Annotated in this window: 8 protein-coding genes; 5 read left to right on the top strand and 3 right to left on the bottom strand. The window is 70.1% G+C overall.

The genetic code is table 11. The features are described 5' to 3' along the window. The first annotated feature begins 146 nt into the window (after positions 1 to 146). On the top strand, positions 147 to 3,725 hold the full coding sequence (locus VZQ01_RS38430; protein WP_426746107.1) for an Ig-like domain-containing protein: 3,579 nt from the start codon (positions 147 to 149) through the stop codon (positions 3,723 to 3,725). Between the two features lie 469 nt (positions 3,726 to 4,194). Then, complete coding sequence (locus VZQ01_RS38425) at positions 4,195 to 7,656, top strand: Ig-like domain-containing protein (protein ID WP_426746106.1); 3,462 nt, start codon at positions 4,195 to 4,197, stop codon at positions 7,654 to 7,656. A gap of 413 nt (positions 7,657 to 8,069) precedes the next feature. Here the strand turns inward: VZQ01_RS38425 and VZQ01_RS38420 are convergent, their stop codons facing one another. Next, a complete protein-coding gene (locus tag VZQ01_RS38420; RefSeq protein WP_408890149.1) occupies positions 8,070 to 10,466 on the bottom strand; it encodes a transglycosylase SLT domain-containing protein in 2,397 nt (798 codons plus the stop codon). A gap of 107 nt (positions 10,467 to 10,573) precedes the next feature. On the opposite strand from VZQ01_RS38420, the gene VZQ01_RS38415 reads away from it, so the two are divergent. Further along, complete coding sequence (locus VZQ01_RS38415; RefSeq protein ID WP_426746104.1) at positions 10,574 to 12,817, top strand: ATP-binding protein; 2,244 nt, start codon at positions 10,574 to 10,576, stop codon at positions 12,815 to 12,817. A 55-nt stretch (positions 12,818 to 12,872) separates the two neighbouring features. Here the strand turns inward: VZQ01_RS38415 and VZQ01_RS38410 are convergent, their stop codons facing one another. Continuing rightward, on the bottom strand, positions 12,873 to 14,840 hold the full coding sequence (locus VZQ01_RS38410; RefSeq protein ID WP_223747266.1) for an ABC-F family ATP-binding cassette domain-containing protein: 1,968 nt from the start codon (positions 14,838 to 14,840) through the stop codon (positions 12,873 to 12,875). A gap of 255 nt (positions 14,841 to 15,095) precedes the next feature. Here VZQ01_RS38410 and VZQ01_RS38405 point away from each other — a divergent pair, with 255 nt between their 5' ends. Then, a complete protein-coding gene (locus VZQ01_RS38405; protein WP_426749023.1) occupies positions 15,096 to 16,664 on the top strand; it encodes a serine/threonine protein kinase in 1,569 nt (522 codons plus the stop codon). A 56-nt stretch (positions 16,665 to 16,720) separates the two neighbouring features. Here the strand turns inward: VZQ01_RS38405 and VZQ01_RS38400 are convergent, their stop codons facing one another. Continuing rightward, positions 16,721 to 17,464 carry an SIR2 family NAD-dependent protein deacylase gene (locus VZQ01_RS38400; RefSeq protein ID WP_426746103.1) on the bottom strand — a complete coding sequence of 248 codons (744 nt, stop codon included), beginning with the start codon at positions 17,462 to 17,464 and terminating at the stop codon, positions 16,721 to 16,723. A 102-nt stretch (positions 17,465 to 17,566) separates the two neighbouring features. On the opposite strand from VZQ01_RS38400, the gene VZQ01_RS38395 reads away from it, so the two are divergent. Beyond that, a complete protein-coding gene (locus VZQ01_RS38395; protein ID WP_141327440.1) occupies positions 17,567 to 18,052 on the top strand; it encodes a free L-methionine (R)-S-oxide reductase MsrC in 486 nt (161 codons plus the stop codon). The last annotated feature ends 23 nt before the right edge of the window (positions 18,053 to 18,075 follow it).

The following is an 18,075-nucleotide window of genomic DNA, read 5'->3' as shown; positions in this document are numbered from 1 at the left end:
CCCCGTTCGCGCGGCCCGTCGTCTTCTCGAGAGGGAACGGCACCCGACCGGAATTAATGTGCGACCCGGACGTCCGACGTCCGTTCTCGACGCGAACACCCCCCCGGCCTCGGCTCCCTTCGAGGTCAATCATGTGGTCGTCACGGATGCGAACGCGAGCCATCGCGGCGTTCGTCCTTTGTCTCGGGGTGTCGGGCGTACAGGAGCGCGCGTGGGGTGCCACGCCCCAGTCGGGGCCCGAGCTCTCCACGGAGCGGCCGATGGGGGCCACCCGGACGGGCCCGGCGCACCTGAGCCAGACCGAGTCCGCCCTGGCCTGGGGTACCTCGAGCTACCTCGCGGCCTGGGTGGACGCGCGCCACGGCATCCATGGGGAGGGCGGAGAGGGAACGCAGGTCTACGCGACCCGGCTGAACACCTCGGGCGAGGTGCTGGACCCCGCGGGCATCCGCTTGAGCACGGGCTCCCATGTGCCGCTGTATCACCAGGGCCTCTCCATCGCCGGGGACAGCACGGGCTTCCTCGTGGTCTGGCAGGACGCTTCGCTCGACGGCATCACCGACGCTCCCTTCCGCGGCACGCGAGTGGGCGCGGATGGACAGGTGCTCTGGGCCGGCAGGGAGCTGCTCCGCCCGAGGCCCGGCACCTCCACGCTGACCAGCCTGGCCTTCACGGGAGATGGCTATCTGCTGGTGTGGAACGAACGACCGGACGGCGGGCCGGGACGACGCATTCGCGCGGCTCGGGTGGAGCTCGACGGAACGGTGCTCGAGCCCAGGGGCGTGGACCTGGGAGAGGGAGGGTCCTCGAGAGTGACCTGGACACCCCAGGGCGGGTTCATCGTCTATGCGGCCCAGGGAGTCTGGGGCGTCCGGGTGAACGCGCGTGGAGAGGCCCAGGGGAGCGCGTTCCGCATCAGCGCGCCCGGCGCAGAGGGGACTGGCAGCCCCCGGTTCGCGTTCGACGGCACGAACCACCTGGTCATCTGGTCCGAGCCGGACTCGGAAGGCAGCGTGAGACAGAACATCCTGGGCGCGCGAGTCAGCGCCACGCAGGGCGTCCTCGGTGCGCCCTTCGTCATCAACGATGACCCCGCCTTCCAGCCCCTTCCGCAGGTCGCCTTCAATGGCGCGAACTTCGTGGTGGCGTGGCAGGACGAGCGGGCGATCGACGGCGCACGCGTCAGCAGCGTGCACGCCAAGCGGGTCGCTCCTTCGGGCGAGGTGCTCGATGCCGACAGCTACCTCGTGCGGAGGAACCCGGGCAACGTCTACCTCTTCCTGGAGGGGATGGCGGCCTCCGGCACGGACCTCCTCCTCGGCTGGCAGAGCGACTTCGCGGCTCCCGGCATCACCCTCCACGCCTCGCGGCTGGACAGCGTGGGGGCGCTCGCGACGGACCACCTCCTGGTCTCGTCGTCGTCCAACACCCAGCTCTCGCCCGCGACGGCCGCGGGTGGCAATCACCACCTGGTGGTCTGGAGCGAGCCGAACGCGCTCCCGCAGGGCTCGGACATCTTCGGCACCTTCCTGGATGACGCGGGCATCGAGGTGACACCGGGCGGCTTTCCCATCACCCAGTCCGCGAGGGACCAACAACACCCCGCCGTCGCGTTCGACGGCACGAACTTCCTGGTGACCTGGACGGAGACCGTGTCCGACACCGTCAGTGTCATGGCGCGACGGGTCCCCGCGTTCGGGGCCCCCGTCAGCCCCGAGTTCCGCCTCCGCCAGCTCGAGTCTCCCGCCGCTCGACCACAGCTCGCGTGCGGCCCGAAGACGTGTTTCGTGGCGTGGTACTCCGCGTCCTCCGACCCTGCGTGGGATTCCATCGTCGGCAACTACGTGGACGCGAATGACGCCGTGCTGCCCAGTGGTGCTGTGTCAAGGCTCCTGGGGCGCGGCCCCTTGGAGAAGGACCTGTCGGTCTCCTTCGATGGAACGAACTACCTCGTGGTGTACAGCACGGGCTTCGGCAGCACGGGCACGAACCTCAGGCGCGTCGAAGGCAAGCCGATGCCAGCGGCCCCCGATCTGCCCTCCGCCAGCTCCTTCCCCATTCGCGGAGAGTCACCGGGACTGCGCGCTCCATCCGTCGCGTTCGATGGGACGAACCATGTCGTCGCGTGGATGGAGGGCTCGCAGGTCCGCGGCGCCCGCGTGAGCCCCGGTGGGACCGTGCTGGACACCACGCCCTGGGAGCTGTCTCCCGTGGAGTCCTCGCTCGAGCAGCGCCCGACGGTCGTCTCCGACGGCATCTCCTCGCTCGTGCTCTGGGCCTCGCGTCCTCCAGAGGGCTCCACGCTCAACACGATTCACGGCACCCGGACGATGGCGTTCGACAGCACCCCGGGCACGCCCCAGGTGTTGGCCTCCGCGCCGTGGAGCGACACCTTCGCGGCGGGCGCCTCCGTGAAGCGCGGGCAGTTCCTCGTGGCGTACTCGCGGTTCGAGGGACCGCCGCATGGCACGCATCGGCTCTTCACACGCAAGGCCCACTACAACACCGCGCCCCAGGTGACGGACCGCTCGTTCGACCTGGTGGAGAGCACGCCGCTCGACCTCACGCTCACGGCGCGCGACGTGGAGGGTGATGACGTCACGTTCAGCATCAGCGAGAGGCCGGTGCACGGAACGGTGACGGGCACGCCGCCCGACGTCACGTACACGCCCGAGTCCGGGTTCCGGGGCGAGGACCGCTTCCAGTTCACCGCGACCGATGCCCAGGGCATGGCGAGCACCGCCACCGTCCGGGTGAAGGTCCTCCGCGCGCCCGTGGCCCCCCAGGTGGAGCCGCTCGGCATCGAGTTGGACGAGGACACGAGCGTCACCCTCCGCCTGCGGGCCACGGATGAGAACGGCGACGCGCTGACGTATCTGCTCGGCCCGCCGCCCATGCACGGCACGCTGATGGGGACACCGCCGGATCTCTCGTACACGCCGCACCCGGACTTCAGCGGCACCGACTTCTTCGAGTACGCCGCGAGCGACGGCCGCCTCGAGTCCGCGCGGGTCCGGGTGAGCATCACCGTGCATCCCATCGATGACGCGCCGGTCGCCGAGGACTCGTCCTATGTCGTGGACCGGGACGCCTCCGTCGCCATCGTGCTGAAGGCCCACGACGTGGATGGAGACGCGCTCACCTACTCCGTGGCGCAGCCGCGGAATGGGACGCTCACCGGCACCGCGCCGGACCTCGTCTACACACCCTTCCCCCATGCCCGGGAGGACGAGTCGCTCGTCTTCACCGTGAGCGACGGGAAGCGTGTGGCCACGGGCACCGTCACCATCGACGTCCGGTTCCTGAACGTGCCGCCCTTCGCCGTGGATCAACAGGTCTCCGTCAACCCCGGCGAGAGCATCGACATCGAGCTCGACGTCGAGAACCTGGACGGTGACGTGTTGACCTACGAGCTCACCGAGCGGCCCGCCTCGGGCACGCTGTCCGGCGAGCCGCCCCACCTGCGGTTCCAGGCGAGCGACTCGTTCACCGGCCAGGTGTCCTTCACCTACGTCGTCAGCGATGGTCTGGAGTCAGCGACCGGCCGCGTGTTCATCCGGTCTCTGGCCAGACCGGTGGATCCGCCCGCCGGGAAGTCGGGAGGATGCTCGTCGTCCGGCGGCGCACCGTCGCTGATGCTGGTGCTCGGCGTCCTCGCTCTGCTCGCGCGGCGACAGCGCGCCCTCGGCCTCGTGAGGGCACGCGCCACGAAGCACCTCGGCTGAAACCGGGAGTCATGCGTGGGCCCGCGTCGCTTCGGGCCCACGCGCGGCATTCGAGCCCACCGCATGGAAGCCTGGCTTCAGCCGTCCCGCGGGCGCGACGGTGCCCCACGCATGCGGAAGTCATGATGATTCCGTGATGAGCGCCTTCGCCCCTTCGGGTTGAAGTGCCACCGACGAAACACCCCCCCGGCCTCGACTCCCAGCGAGGTCAGACATGTCTTCATCGTGGATGCGAGCGCGAGCCATCGCCGCGCTCATGGTGTGTCTTGGGATGTGCATGAGGCCGAGCCCTGCATGGGGCACCACCTCATCGAGGAATGTGTCCGGCGCGGCTGTATCTCGCGGGCCCGACACCGCGACGCACGACGCCTGGTCCGCAGGGCAGCTCGGGCACTTCCTGGCCCCATCGCACGGATTGGACCCGGTTCCGGCCCAGGGCACCCCGCCCTTCCTCTCATCGGAGCGCGACGTGGGCGCGCGGCAGCTCGGCCCCGCACGCAGGACGCAGTCCACACCGAGGGCCGCGTCGGATGGGACGAACTTCCTGGTCGTGTGGATCGACGACCGGGACGAACGCAACGCGAGCCAGCTTCGCGCGACACGCGTGAGTCCGTCGGGAGAGCTGTTGGACCCGCTCGGGATTGCGCTGCCGGGGAGCGAGACCCGGCATCCGCCCGCCGTGGTTTTCGACGGCACGAACTACCGCGTCGTCTGGGTGGGCCAGGCCCCGACGGGAGGAACGTTCCTCAACAGCGTCCGGGTCCGTCCGGACGGCACTCTTGTCGAGGCCACACCGCAGGTCATCGTCCCCGCCCCCTCCGCGTCCCATCGGGAGTTCGTCGAAGTGACGCTCGTCTCCAACGGGGTGGACCTCCTCCTCGTCTGGGGCGAGCGGGAGGTCGCCTCCTCCGAGACGCCTCAGCTTCGCACGACCCGGGTGAGCCTGGACGGGCTCCCGGCGACCCCCGTCGGCCACGAGCTGTACCACGGGGGTGACGCGAGGGTGGCCTGGAGTGGCTCGGAGTATCTCGTCGTCTCCAATGGGGTCTTCCTCTCCAACAACGCCCTCTGGGGCGCGAGGCTGGACGCGAGCGGCGCGCTCATCGAGCGCATCTTCCTGGAGCGGCCCCAGGGGCGCATCCTGGGGCATCCCGCCATCGACTCAGACGGCGAAGGGTACTTCGTCACCTGGAGCGAGGCCCACGACGTCAACCGCACCGCCGTCGCGGTCATGGGAGCACGCGTGAGCGCCGCGGGCGTGATGGCGACCGCCGTCACACTCTTCTCCGGCGCGGGTGACCGACGGCCCGTGGGCGTGGCGTTCGACGGCACGAACCACGTGGTGGCCTGGACTGACTACGCGGGGGGCGAGCCCTACGACTCGGGTGGCCTGCGCGCCACGCGCATCAGTCGCGCGGGCGCCGTGCTCACCCCGGCCAGCATCGTCCTCCGGAGGAACACCGTGGATGGAGCACGTCAGGCCACCGGGCTGGCGCTGAGCCAGGGCTCCGTGCTCGTCGCGTGGCACGACGCCTCCCACGCGAGTGATGAGCAGGACACGTGGGCCTCGGTGATGAGCCTGTCGGGAACCGTCCTGAAATCAGAGCAGCGGCTCAGCAGCTCCACGAATACGCAGACCTTCCCCGCCATCGCCACGGATGGCCATGGGTACCTGGTCGTCTGGACGAACCGCACCCGGACGCCCCGGTTCGAGGACATCCATGGAACCTTCCTGAGCGCGGCGGGCACGGAGCTGACGCCTGGAGGCTTCGTCATCAGCGACGCCGTGGGAGTCCAGCGGTCCCCCACCGTCGCGTTCGATGGGACGCAGTACCTGGTGGTCTGGCAGGACGAGCGCGCCACGCCCCAGAAGCCCAAGCTTTACGGTCGGAGGATTCCGCCGCCTCGCCACGGAGCGCTCGGAGCCGAGTTCCCCATCTCGACGGAGTACGAGTACAACATGGACCAGCAGGTCGCCTGCGGCGGTGGCGCATGCCTGGTGACCTGGGGGAGCGGCTACCAGATCCTCGCGGCGCGCGTGAGCGCGGCGGGCGTGGTCCTGGATCCTCAGCCCATCGTCCTGACGCCGGACGTGTGGAACGTCATGGCCGCGCCCTCCGTCTCATTCGACGGAGCGGACTTCATGGTGATCTGGAACCGCTACCTCCTCGGAGACGGGGTCCATCAACTGGAGGGAGTTCGCGTCGACAAGGATGGACTCCTCCTGGAACCGGGGCGATTCGTGCTCGGGGAGCCGAACAAGGACCTGGTGAGCCGGCCCGGGCTGGCGTTCGACGGGCAGAACCACCTCATGGTCTGGGGCGAGCAGACGACGGTGCGGAGCCAGCGCGTGAGCAGGTCCGGGACCCTCCTCGACCTGGAGCCACGGGTGCTCGCCTCCGGGCTCGAGGGTCCGAGCACGCCGAACCTTGCATTCGATGGAGAGGGCTTTCTCGTCAGCATCGTGAGCAGGCTGTCCGGGGAACCGTGGCACCACCCCTGGCGGGTCTGGGCCCGGCGCGTGTTGCCCTCGGGCGAAGCCTCGGGAGACCTGATGGAGGTGGCGCCGGACCAGGACCCACACGCGCCTCAAGGCTCGAGCATCGCCTCGGTGGGCCCGGGGCACTTCATGCTGGTCTCCTCTCGACTCACGGGCGAGCCCCACGCCGCACCGAGGGTCCACACGCGGGAGGTCGCCTACAACGCGGGCCCCGAGGCCGAATCGGGACACGCCGTGCTGGATGAGGACACGCCTCGGCCCATCACGCTCACGGGCACGGACCCGGAGGGCGATGCGCTCGGATTCGCCATCACGGAGCCTCCCGCGCACGGCACGCTGACGGGCACGCCGCCGAAGGTCGTCTACACGCCGGACGAGAACTTCCATGGGACGGACCAGTTCCGGTTCCTCGTCAGGGACCGTGGCGCGCCCTCGGATGAGACCACCGTGTCGCTGACGGTGACATCGAAGGAGGATGTCCCCGTCGCGAAGGCGCTCACGCTCTCACTCCAGGAGGACACGGCGGCGCAGCTCGTGCTCGACGGTTCGGATGGAGATGGAGACCCGCTGATGTTCACCGTCACGGCGCAACCCGCGCACGGCACGCTGACGGGCACACCGCCGAGGCTCACGTACACGCCACACGCGGACTTCCATGGCGTGGATGCCTTCGAGTTCGTCGCGAACGATGGCAGGCAGGCTTCGACGCCCGTCGCCGCGTCGCTCACGGTGACACCCGTCAATGACGCCCCCATCGCCCGGGCCGGCCGCTTCACGGTGTCCGCGGCGGGGAGCGTCGAGGTGATGTTGGAGGGCAGCGACATCGATGGCGATACGCTGGCGTACCGCGTGACCCGGCAGCCCATGAGGGGAGCTCTCTCGGGCACACCGCCTCGCCTCGTCTATCGCGCGGATGAAACGGAGCCGGGGGAGGATTCGTTCGAGTTCTCCGTCAGCGATGGCTCGCTCGGCGCGACGGCGATGGTGACGATGGATGTCACCCAGCGGAGGAACCAGGCCCCTGTCATCCGGGAGCAGACCTTCGTCGTCCCGCAGGGCGCGTCCATCGACATCGTGCTGGATGCGGAGGACCCGGACGGCGATGCATTGACGTATGCCATCACCCAGGCGCCCGCGTCGGGCACGCTCACGGGGGAGGCGCCGACGCTGACCTATCGCGCCAGCTCTTCGTTCGCGGGTGAGGCGTCGTTCACGTACACGGCGTCCGACGGGCTCGAGACCGTCATGGGACGGGTGCGCATCGAAGTGCAGGCGCCCCCGGCTCCGCCCAGGACTCCGTCATCCGGTGGCTGCTCGGCGTCACCGGGCACGTCTTCCGTCCCCGTCCTCTTCGCGTGCTTCGCGCTGACGCTGCTCGCGCGTCGGAACAAGGGCACATCCATCGGGCGCGCCCTGAAGCGACCCGGCTGAAGCCGTCCTCTTCGCGTGCTTCGCGCTGGCGCGGGGCTCGCGCGGCGAAGCAAGGGCACGTCCATCAGGCGCGCCCTGAAGCGACTCGACTGAGTATCGGCCTCGGGCCCTCGCGATGGTCCGGCGTGGGGGCGCGTTGACGAAGGTCCTGGGATGAGGAGGAGGTCGGCGCGGCGACGTCCGGCCTGGATGCGTCGTGACCCGATGCCGGAGGGGCGCAGCCACGCACAGGCAGCCTCCGCTTCGACTGCGCGGACAGACAGGCCGATGCCCATGGCGGAGTCACACTTGCGCCGGAGCACGTACCGGATTGCGAGCAACGCGATCGACGGATGCGCCCCACGTGCCCTCGCGCCCCTGGCGGCGCGCCATGCTCGCTCACGGCCCTGCAGCGTGAGCGAGCCGCTGTGCCCTCACTCCCGGTTCGCGGTCTTGATGACGGGCAGCTTGGGCGCCCGGCCATAGAGCAGCTGGTAGGTGTTGTACGAGCGCAGCACGCGCTTGATGTAGCCGCGCGTCTCGGAGATGGGGATCTCCTCCACCCACGCGTCCAGCGGCAGGTCCGGCTTGTCCGCGCGCCAGCGATTCACCGCGCCCGGCCCCGCGTTGTAGCTGCCCACCGCGTACGGCGTGTGCCCGCCGAACTTCTTGAGCAGCCCGCCCAGGTAGTGCGCGCCGAAGCGGATGTTGAGGTCCGGCTGGAGCAGCTGGTCCACCGTGAAGCGCTTGAGCTTCAGCTCGCGCGCCACGCCCTTCGCGGTGGACGGCATGAGCTGCGTGAGCCCCAGCGCGCCGGCCCACGACAGCGCCTTCGGGTCCAACGCGCTCTCCTCGCGCATCAGCGCCTGGAGCAGGTCCGCCTCCACGCCCGACACCGCCGTGTGCTTCTCGATGAGGTCGCGGAACGCGTTGGGATACGCCACCTCCCACACCACGCGCGTCTCGCTCGTGATGCGTCCGCTCAGGTCCTTGCGCAGCGCCAACCGGGCCACCGCGTGCGCGGCGCGCTCATCGCCCGCCTCGTGCAGCACCAGCACCAACAAGCGGATGGCCTCCGCGGGCTGGTTCGTCCGGCTCACCGCGAGCAGCTCCGACGACACCGCCTCCGGGAAGCCCAGGCGCAACAGCTCCACGCCCGCGCGGAAGTGCGGGTCCTCACCCACCGGGCCCGCGAACAGCGGCCAGGGACTGGCCGCCGCCGGCACCGCGAAGATCTCCGGAGAGATTCGCTCCAGTCGCTGCGGGTCCAGGGCGGACAGCTGCGAGCGCGCCATCAGCCCGTAGTACGTCGCCGGGTGCTCCACGGAGATCTTCTCGAACAGCTCCGCCGCGCCCTGGATGTTGCCCTGGTCCTGGAACGTGCGGGCCCGCCAGTACCGCGCGCGCTCCACGTCGTAGCTCTCGTCCGCCTGCGCGAAGCGCTGCTCGATGCGGTCCAGGAACGACAGACCCGCGTCCTCCACCTTGCTCGTGCGCGCAATCCAGTACGCCTTGAAGAGCGCCTCGCCCAGGAAGTCCCCCTGGGGATACAGCCGCGCCAGCTCGTCCAGCCGCGCCATCGCCTCCTTGGGACGGCCCGTCTTCACGTACAGGTCCGCCGCGTAGAAGAGCGCGTCGTCCGCGAAGCTGTGGTCCGGGAACTCGCGCGCCAGCCGCTCGTACGTCTCCGTGCCGCGCGACGAGTCGACGATGGAGCGCGACGAGCCGAGCACGTACAGCGCTCGCGCCAGCAGGTCTCTGTCCGTGCACTTCTCCACCACGGGCGACAGCATCTGGATGGCGCGCGTGTGCTCGCGCTCCTTGCGCAGGCCCTTGCCGTAGGAGAAGTGCGCGCGGCACGCCAGCGCGTCCGGGAGCTTCAGCTGCGTGAGCAGCGGCTCCAGCTGCGCCAGGCCCTGCTTGTTGCGGTGCAGCTCCACCAGCGCCTCGCCGCGAGCCACCCGGGCCTCCAGCGGCGCCGTCTGCCCCTTGAGCCGCTTGTCGGCCTGGACCGCCAGCGGTGACAACGGGTGCGCGCCCCACAGGCGCCACAGCGCGGCGCGCTCGGCGGCCTTGTCCTTCTTCTCCGCGGCGATGTCGGCGATGGCCATCAGCGCCTCGGCGCCCACGTTGCGCCCCCAGCTGGGCGCCGCGCGCGAGGTGAGCGGCTCCAGCGCCGCCATGGCCCCTTCCGCGTCCTTCTTCTTGCGCAGCACCCGGGACAGCGCCAGCCGTGCGTCCACGTACAGCCGTGACTCGGGCGGCACCTGGGCCAGCTGCACCGCGGCCTCGTCGTAGCGGCGCAGCCCCTCCAGCGCCACGCCCGAGTGGGTCAGGCACCGGTCCCTCAGCGCGGGGTAGTCCGGCGCCAGGGCGGCCAGCTCCTTCGCGGCGGTCTCCTCGTCCCCCGAGCGCAGCGCGGCCAGGGCGCGCAGGTAGCGCACCGGCGGGCTGTCACCCTCGTCCTTCAAGAGCTCGCGGGCGCGGGCGAAGTGCCCCTTGTCGAAGGCCGCGCGGGCCTCCTTCTTCTTGCCCTCACCGAAGTACGGCGACAGGTCCTCCAGCGCGTAGCGGCGGCCCCGGTGGACGACGGGTGCGGGCGGCGCGGCGTTGGGGAAGGCCGGGTTGAACACCTCCACGAAGCCAGGCGGCAGCGGCGACTTCTCGGCGTCCGGCGGCGGCGAGAGCTGCGCCTCCGGAGGCGCGTTCTCGGTGTGGGTCGTGGGGGCCTCGGAGGCCTCCGTCCCGGAGGGGGCCGGGGACGAGGGAGCCTGCGCGGACAGCATGAGCGCGGAGGCGATGACGGCGAGCTTGGGCAGGAAGGGCTTCATACGCGGGGCTGGGGAGCCTGGGAGGTGGGCGCGGGCTCGCCCCAGGACAACCGGGGGTGCATGGAAAATTTCCGGAGGCTGTCACAGGTTAGACTGTCCGCCCGCCCATGGACATCCGGACTCAGAGCGCGCTGCTGGCATCCATCATCGGCCTCGCCCTTGGCGTGTCCATGTTGTTGCGCCCGGCCAGGCCCAAGGTGCTCACCCTGTACTCCGTCTTCGCCCTGACGGTGGCCGGGTACTACCTCTCGTTCTTCTTCCACAGCCTCTTCCCCGAGGTGACGTACCCCTGGGCGCACCGCATCACCCTGGGCATCACCGTCCTGGTCGCCTCGCTCATCCCGGGCGCCGCCGTGGGGTTCTTCCTCGAGTTCTTGGATGTCAGCAAGGGAACACACCTGGTGGGCCGCCGGCTCGCCCTCCTGTCGGTCTTCCTGGGCCTGGCCGTGGCGGTCACCCCCCTGGCTGACAAGCTGTGGGCCCGGGTGGCCATGGGCGTCTGGGTGCACGGCTCCCTGCTCGCCTCGGTGTCGTTGCTGCTCCACCGGGTCCGCAGCAACGACTCGCGCATCGAGCAGCTGAGGCTGATGTACCTGGCCATCGGCGCGGCGGCGGGCATCCTGTTCTCCGCGCTGGACTTCATCGGCAGCTCGGTGCCGTTGCCGACGCTGGGGCCGGTCTTCACGACGCTGTACCTGTTCTTCCTCGCGCAGACGCTGCTGCGGCTGCGGCTGATGGACCTGCACGAGCTGCTGGGGAAGATTGCGTCGCAGACGGTGCTGGCGGTGATCCTCGCGGCCGTCTTCACGGTGTTGACGGCGTGGGTGGACGAGGACACGGGCCTGTTCCTGTTCAACACGGTGGTGGCGGCCTTCGTCATCCTCATCCTGTTGGACCCGCTGCGGACAAAGGTGGAGGAGATGGTGGTGCGCATCTTCTTCCGCGAGCGCTTCGCGCTGCTGGACGCGCTGGGGACCTTGCGCGCGCGGATGGCGAACGTCATCGACATCTCCGAGCTGGCCACGCTGGTGCTGGACACGCTGCACGAGACGGGGCGCGTGACGCACTCTTCGGTGTACCTGCTCGCGGAGGACCGGCCCGGGTATCGGCTGCTCGACTCACGCGGGCCGTTGCCGGTGGCGTTCCTCGACACGGCTGCGGCGCGGGGCCTGTTGTTCGCGGTGGCGAGCGGACAGAAGGCGGTGCTGCTGGAGAACGTGGAGCGCCGGGGCGCGACGATGCGGCTCCAGTCGGTGGAGGGGCGCCGGTATCGCGACGAGCTCAAGCGGTTGAACGACACGCGCGCGGCGCTGGTGCAGATGCGCGCGGGCATCAGCGTGCCTCTGGTGGGCAACGACAGGGTCATCGGCTTCCTGAACCTATGGGACGAGCGGGTGCCGGAGGCGTACGCGTCCGACGAGATCGCCCTCATCCTGGAGGTGGCGGAGAAGCTGGCGACGGTGCTGGAGAACTCGAAGCTCTACGAGAAGATCCGGGAGCGGGATCGCCTGGCGGCGCTGGGAGAGATGGCGGCGGGTCTGGCGCACGAGATCCGCAATCCGCTGGGGGCCATCAAGGGCGCGGCGCAGTGCCTGGACCCCAGGCGGCTGCCGGGCGAGGACGGCGAGTTCCTGGAGGTCATCGTCGAGGAGGTCAACCGGCTCAACGGCGTGGTGACGGCGTTCCTCGACTATGCGCGGCCGATGAAGCAGAGCTTCGGGCCCACGGACCTGAACGAGGTGGTGACGCGGACCATGCGCCTCATCCAGAACGACGTGCCGTCGAGCGTCGCGCTGGCGGTGGAGCTGGACCTGCAGCTCCCGCGAGTGGACGGAGACGCGGAGCAGCTCAAGCAGGTGCTCATCAACCTGGTGCAGAACGCGGTGCAGGCGCTGGACACGCGCGAGGGGCGAATCACGGTGCGCACGGAGCGGCCGGAGCGCTTCGGTGAGTTCCGCAACGCGGGCGGCGAGCTGTTGGAGGTGCGAGTCTCCGACACCGGCCCGGGCATCCCCTTGGACCAGCAGCCGCACATCTTCGTGCCGTTCTTCACGACGAAGCAGAAGGGCACGGGGCTGGGGCTCGCCATCTGTCAGCGCATCGTGAAGAACCACGGAGGCAGCATCTCCGTGCAGAGCAAGGCGGGCGAAGGCACCACGTTCATCATCCGCATGCCCGCGCTGCCGGTGGAGAAGCCCGTGGAGGCGCTGCCGGAAGGAACGGGAACGCCGCCTCCGGCCACGCGCATCTCCCAGTCGATTCCCGTGCCCGAGGAGCTGCGCGAGCCCCCCAAGCCGCCCTCCCCCGCCCCGCGCGCCAGCAAGCGCGAGCGGAAGCGCAAGGCCGGCTGAGGCTCACGTCGCGGGGTGACGCGGCCCGCGCGCGGACCCGCGTTTCACGGACGGCTCAGCCCAACGACGCCGTCGCCTCCGCCAGCTTCTCCTGCGCCGCCTCCCAGCGCGCGTAGAGGTCCTCCAGCGACTCCTTGCCCGCGCGGTGCGCATCCATCAGCGGCTTGGCGCGCGCGAAGTCGTTGTAGAGCACGGGGTCCGCGAGCTGCGCCTCGCGCTCCTTCTGCTCCGCCTCCACCTTGGCGATCTGCTCTTCGAGCTTCGCGATCTCCTTCTTGAGCGGCCCCTCGACCACGCTGCGACGCTGGCGCGCCTCGGCCTCCAGTCGCTTGCGGTCCTTCTCCGAAACGGGCCCGGAGGACACCTTCTCCCCTCCGCGTGACGCGCCAGCCGCCGCGGCCTCCGCCTCCAGTCGCTGCTGCTCCTGGTGGTACAGGTAGTCGTCCAGGTTGCCCGGGTGCGGGGTCAGCTTGCCCTCCGCCACCTCCCAGACGTGCGACGACAGCCCGTTGATGAAGCTGCGGTTGTGGCTGACGAACAGCAGCGTGCCGCCGTAGCCCTTGAGCGCTTCAATCAGCATCTCGGACGAGTCCAGGTCCAGGTGGTTGGTGGGCTCGTCCATCAAGAGGAAGTTGGAGGGGACCAGCAGCAGCTTGGCCAGCGCCACGCGTGCGCGCTCACCACCGCTGAGCACGCCGATGGGCTTGTCCACGTCGTCACCGCTGAAGAGGAACGCGCCCAGCACGCCGCGCACGTAGCTCTCCGGCTTGTCCGCCGCCAGGGGCCGCACCTCCTCGATGATGGTGTTCTGCCGGTCGAGCTTGTCCGCGTGGTGCTGCGCGTAATAGCCCACCACCACGTTGTGCCCGAGCGTCACCGTGCCCGTGTCCGGCGCCAGCTCCCCCGCCACCATCTTCAGGAGCGTCGTCTTGCCCGCGCCGTTGGCGCCCACCACGGCGATGCGCTGCCCGCGCTCCACCCGGCCCGTGAGGCCGTCGTACACCGTCTGCGCGCCGTACTTCTTGGTGATGCGCTCCAGCGTCACCACGTCCCGACCGCTCCGGTCCACCTCCGGGAAGCGGAAGCGCATCGTCGAGCGCTCCTCCAGGACGTGCACCTTCTCCAGCTTCTCCAGCATCTTCGCGCGGCTCTGCGCCTGCTTCGCCTTGGTGGCCTTGGCGCCGAAGCGGTCGATGAAGCCCTGCAGCTCCGCGCGCCGCGCCTCGACCTTCTCGGCGCGAGCCTTCAGGAGCTCCTTCTCCTCCGCGCGCAGGCGCTTGTAGTCGTCGTAGTTGCCCGCGTACTCGCGCACGCCCTCCAGCTCCAGCGACACCACCCGGTCGATCTGCCGGTTGAGGAAGTCGCGGTCGTGGGAGATGAGCACCAGCGCCTTGTTCGAGCGGCGCAGGAAGCCGTCGAACCAGGCCAGCGTGGGCACGTCCAGGTGGTTGGTGGGCTCGTCGAGGAGCAGCAAGTCGGGGTCCTGGAGCAGCAGGCCCGCCAGCGCCGCGCGCATCCGCCAGCCGCCCGACAGCGCCGACGTGGGCTTGGCCAGGTCCAGGTCCCTGAAGCCCAGGCCCTTGAGGATGCGCTCGGCGTGGTGCTTCCCGAAGCGGTTCTCGAAGTCGTCCAGCTCCGCGTGCAGGTCCGCCAGGGACTGGGCCAGCTCGAGCTGCTCCTCCTCGTCGGTGGCCGCCGCGAGCGCCTCCTCGGTGTCCTTCAGGCGCACCTCCAGCGAGTCGCGCCCGGGGACGGTGCTCATCACCGCCTCCACCACCGTGCCCTCCGGCAGGCCGGCGATCTCCTGGGGCAGATACCCCCACCGCGCGCGGCGCCGGTACGTCAAGGTCCCCGAGTCCGGCTGGAGCACCCCCGCGAGAATCTTCATCAGGGTGCTCTTCCCCGTCCCGTTGGCCCCCACGAGGCCTACACGGTCCTTGGGGCCGAGGGTGAAGTTGTCGCTGTCGAAGAGGACCTTCTTCCCATAGGAGAGGCTGAGGTCCTGGGCGATGACGAGGCTCATGGCGGGCGGGGATGTAACAGCCTCCGGCGCCTCGGGAAATGGCGCAGATGCCTGCCCGGAGGCCCTGCGGCCCAACGCCCCCTTTCCGGACCCGCCCGGGGCCTGCCTATACTCCGGCCCCACATGGCTGCCCCCTGTCCCCATTGCGGAAGCACCGACGGCGTCGACCACCTCTGCGCAGGCCAGAGCCTCCAGCTCATCGGCCAGGTGCTCGATGGCCGCTACAAGATTGAGAGCGTGCTCGGCCAGGGCGGCATGGGCATGGTGTTCCGCGCCACTCAGACGTCGGTGCAGCGCCCCGTCGCCGTCAAGACGCTCAACCCGTCGCTCGCCGCCGCGCCCCAGTTCTTCGAGCGCTTCCGCCGCGAGGCGGAGATCGCCAGCCGCCTGCGCCACCCGAACGTCATCACCATCTTCGACTTCGGCCGCGCCCCCGACGGCACCTGCTACTACGTGATGGAGCTGCTCCAGGGCGAGAGCCTCAAGGAGGTCGTCAAGCGAGAGGGGCCCATGTCCCTGCGCCGCGCGACGAGCCTCCTGGAGCAGGCCACCCAGGGTCTCGCGCACGCGCACGCCGAGGGCTGCGTCCACCGCGACCTGAAGCCCCACAACATCATGGTGCAGGACCTGGGCGGGCGGGACTTCGTCAAGGTGCTGGACTTCGGTCTGGTCAAGGCGCTCGAGGCCGAGGAGGAGGAGCAGCTCACCTCCACCGGCCAGGTGCTGGGCACGCCCCAGTACATGCCGCCGGAGCAGGCCGGCGGTGAGTCCGTGGACCAGCGCTCGGACCTGTACTCGATGGCGGGCGTGCTCTACTTCTGCCTCACGGGCAGCTCGCCGTTCGGCGCGAACACCGTGCGCAAGGCGCTCACCGCGTCGCTCACGCAGCAGGTGCCCGCCGTCAACACCAAGCGCCAGGGCGCCCCCGTCCCGCCCGCGCTGGACGCGTTCTTCCGCAAGGCGCTCGCGCCCGAGAAGGACGACCGCTACCAGAACGCGCAGGAGTTCATCGACGCGATGATGGACTCGGTCGCGGACGCGACGCCCGAGCAGTTCGACGCGATGCCCAGCGGCGGCTCCTCCTCCGGCGTCAACGAGCGCGGCAGCGGCAGCCGGGCCAGCAGCCGCGCCGGACGTCCCTCCGCGGGCAGCGGCAGTGGCGTGCGGTCTCGCGCCGGCGGCGCACCGGGCCGGGGCTCCACGCCGTCCAACGTCGTCGTGGCCCGCAGCCAGGCGGGAGTGCCTGGAGGCAGCGGCTCATCTCCCAGCCGCGTCCGCCAGGGCCCGCCTCGCCCCGCGCCGGTCCAGGCCCCGCCTCCCGAGCTCCCCGCGCCGGAGGGCATGTCCACGGGCAAGAAGGCGGCTCTCGTGGTGGTGCCGCTGCTGCTGATCGGCATCGCCGCCGCGGTGGTCATCGGAGGCCAGGGCGGCTCCAAGACGCCCCCCACGCAGGTCGTCGAGGTCCCGAGAGATCGTCCCACGAGCCCTCCGCCGACGACGGCGAACACGCCGCCCACGCAGGCCGCGGCGCAGTCCATCCGGGTGAAGTTCAACTCGTCGCCGGCGGGCGCCGCCATCTTCGAGGGTGAGGAGCAGATCGGCACCACGCCCATCGAGCTGATGCTCCCGCGCGACAAGTCGCACCAGCTCACCTTCCGGCTGGCGAACCACAAGTCGGAGGAGCGCTCGCTCAACTTCAGCCGCGTCGCGGGAGACAGCCAGACGGTGGACGTGTCGCTGGAGCCCATCCGCGCCGCCACGCCGCCCAAGCCGCGCCCCACCCGGCCGACCAACTCCGGGCAGGAGATCAACGTCTTCGAGTGAGTCGTGGCCCGGGCTCCCCGTCACCTCACGGGGAGCCGCGCCGCACGACGGGGGCTTCAGACGAGCCGGCCCAGCTTCGGCAGCACCTCACCGCTCTTGCCCTGGACGAAGTGCTCGAAGCTGGAGGCGTTCTCGGACGCATCCAGGTTCACGAGCCACGTCTCTCCGCCCGCGGCCCGCACGTTGTCCACCATGCCCGCCGCCGGATACACGGCGCCGGACGTACCGGCCGCGAGGAAGACGAGGCGCCCGCCCGAGCGCATCGCCTTCACGGCGAAGGACTCGATGCGGGTGAGGTCGTCGGGGTCCAGTTGCTCCCCGAACCAGACGATGTGAGGCCGCAGCAGGGCTCCGCACTCCTTGCAGCCGGGCACGGTGCCGGACGCGTACACGGTGGTGTCCGGGAAGGGCGCGCGCGTGCAGTCGGGGTTGCTGCAGCGGGTGGTGAAGAGGTTGCCGTGCATCTCCACCACACGCTGGCTGCCGGCGCGGCGGTGCAGGCCGTCCACGTTCTGCGTGGCCAGGAGGAAGCGGTCTCCCAGGTGGCGCTCCCAGGCGACCAGGGCGTCGTGGCCCGGGTTCGGCGAGACGTCGGCCGCTCCGGCCCGGCGCTGCGAGTAGAAGCGCCACACCCGCATCGGGTCCTTGGCGAAGCCCCGCGGCGAGGCCACCTCCGTCACGGGCTGGTCCTCCCACAACCCGTTCATTCCTCGGAAGGTCGGCACTCCGCTCTCGGCGGAGACACCGGCGCCGGTGAGGACGAGCAGCCAGGTATTGGCATCAAGAAGGAGCGTTTCCATGGAGCCTCCTGCACGACATGGGATTCAGGTTATGAAGCGGGACGTTGACCGCACCCGGGGCTGACTCGTGGGTGCGCAAGCCCTTGGCTCGAGGAGCCCATCATGGCGGAAATCACGCTGAACCTGACCGCGGTTCCCAAGGCGCAGGCGTACGAGGAGCTTCAGCAGCACGTGAAGGCCGCGCTCGCGGGTATCGACGACCCCATCGCCGGCATGGCGACGATGAGCTGCCTCATCCACCACGCCTTCGGCCACCTGTGGACGGGCTTCTACCGGGTGGTGACGCCGGGCAAGCTGCTGCGCGTGGGCCCCTACCAGGGCACGCTGGGGTGCCTGGAGATCAAGTTCGGCAAGGGCGTGTGTGGCACGGCCGCGGAGAAGGGCGAGACGCAGGTGGTGGCGGACGTGCACGCCTTCCCGGGGCACATCGCCTGTGACGCGCGCTCCGCGTCGGAGATCGTCGTGCCCGTGTACGGGAAGAACCGCGAGCTCATCGCCGTGCTGGACATCGACTCCGCGAGCAAGTCCACCTTCGACGAGGTGGACCGCCGCGAGCTCGAGACGATGATGCGCTGGTTCCAGGAGTAGACGACGCGGGCCCAGGCGCGCGG

Origin of the sequence: Myxococcus faecalis, assembly GCF_050039385.1 — a bacterium.
Taxonomy (GTDB): Bacteria; Myxococcota; Myxococcia; order Myxococcales; family Myxococcaceae; genus Myxococcus; species Myxococcus fulvus.
The sequence above is the reverse complement of the archived record's forward strand: the minus strand, read 5'-3'. Positions and strand labels throughout refer to the sequence as shown.

Excerpts from the sequence above, each read along its gene's own strand:
- VZQ01_RS38395 (WP_141327440.1), top strand. The coding sequence starts at position 17,567 with ATGGCGGAAATCACGCTGAACCTGACCGCGGTTCCCAAGGCGCAGGCG.
- VZQ01_RS38415 (WP_426746104.1), top strand. The coding sequence starts at position 10,574 with ATGGACATCCGGACTCAGAGCGCGCTGCTGGCATCCATCATCGGCCTC.
- VZQ01_RS38420 (WP_408890149.1), bottom strand. The coding sequence starts at position 10,466 with ATGAAGCCCTTCCTGCCCAAGCTCGCCGTCATCGCCTCCGCGCTCATG.
- VZQ01_RS38410 (WP_223747266.1), bottom strand. The coding sequence starts at position 14,840 with ATGAGCCTCGTCATCGCCCAGGACCTCAGCCTCTCCTATGGGAAGAAG.
- VZQ01_RS38400 (WP_426746103.1), bottom strand. The coding sequence starts at position 17,464 with ATGGAAACGCTCCTTCTTGATGCCAATACCTGGCTGCTCGTCCTCACC.
- VZQ01_RS38405 (WP_426749023.1), top strand. The coding sequence starts at position 15,096 with ATGGGCATGGTGTTCCGCGCCACTCAGACGTCGGTGCAGCGCCCCGTC.
- VZQ01_RS38430 (WP_426746107.1), top strand. The coding sequence starts at position 147 with ATGCGAACGCGAGCCATCGCGGCGTTCGTCCTTTGTCTCGGGGTGTCG.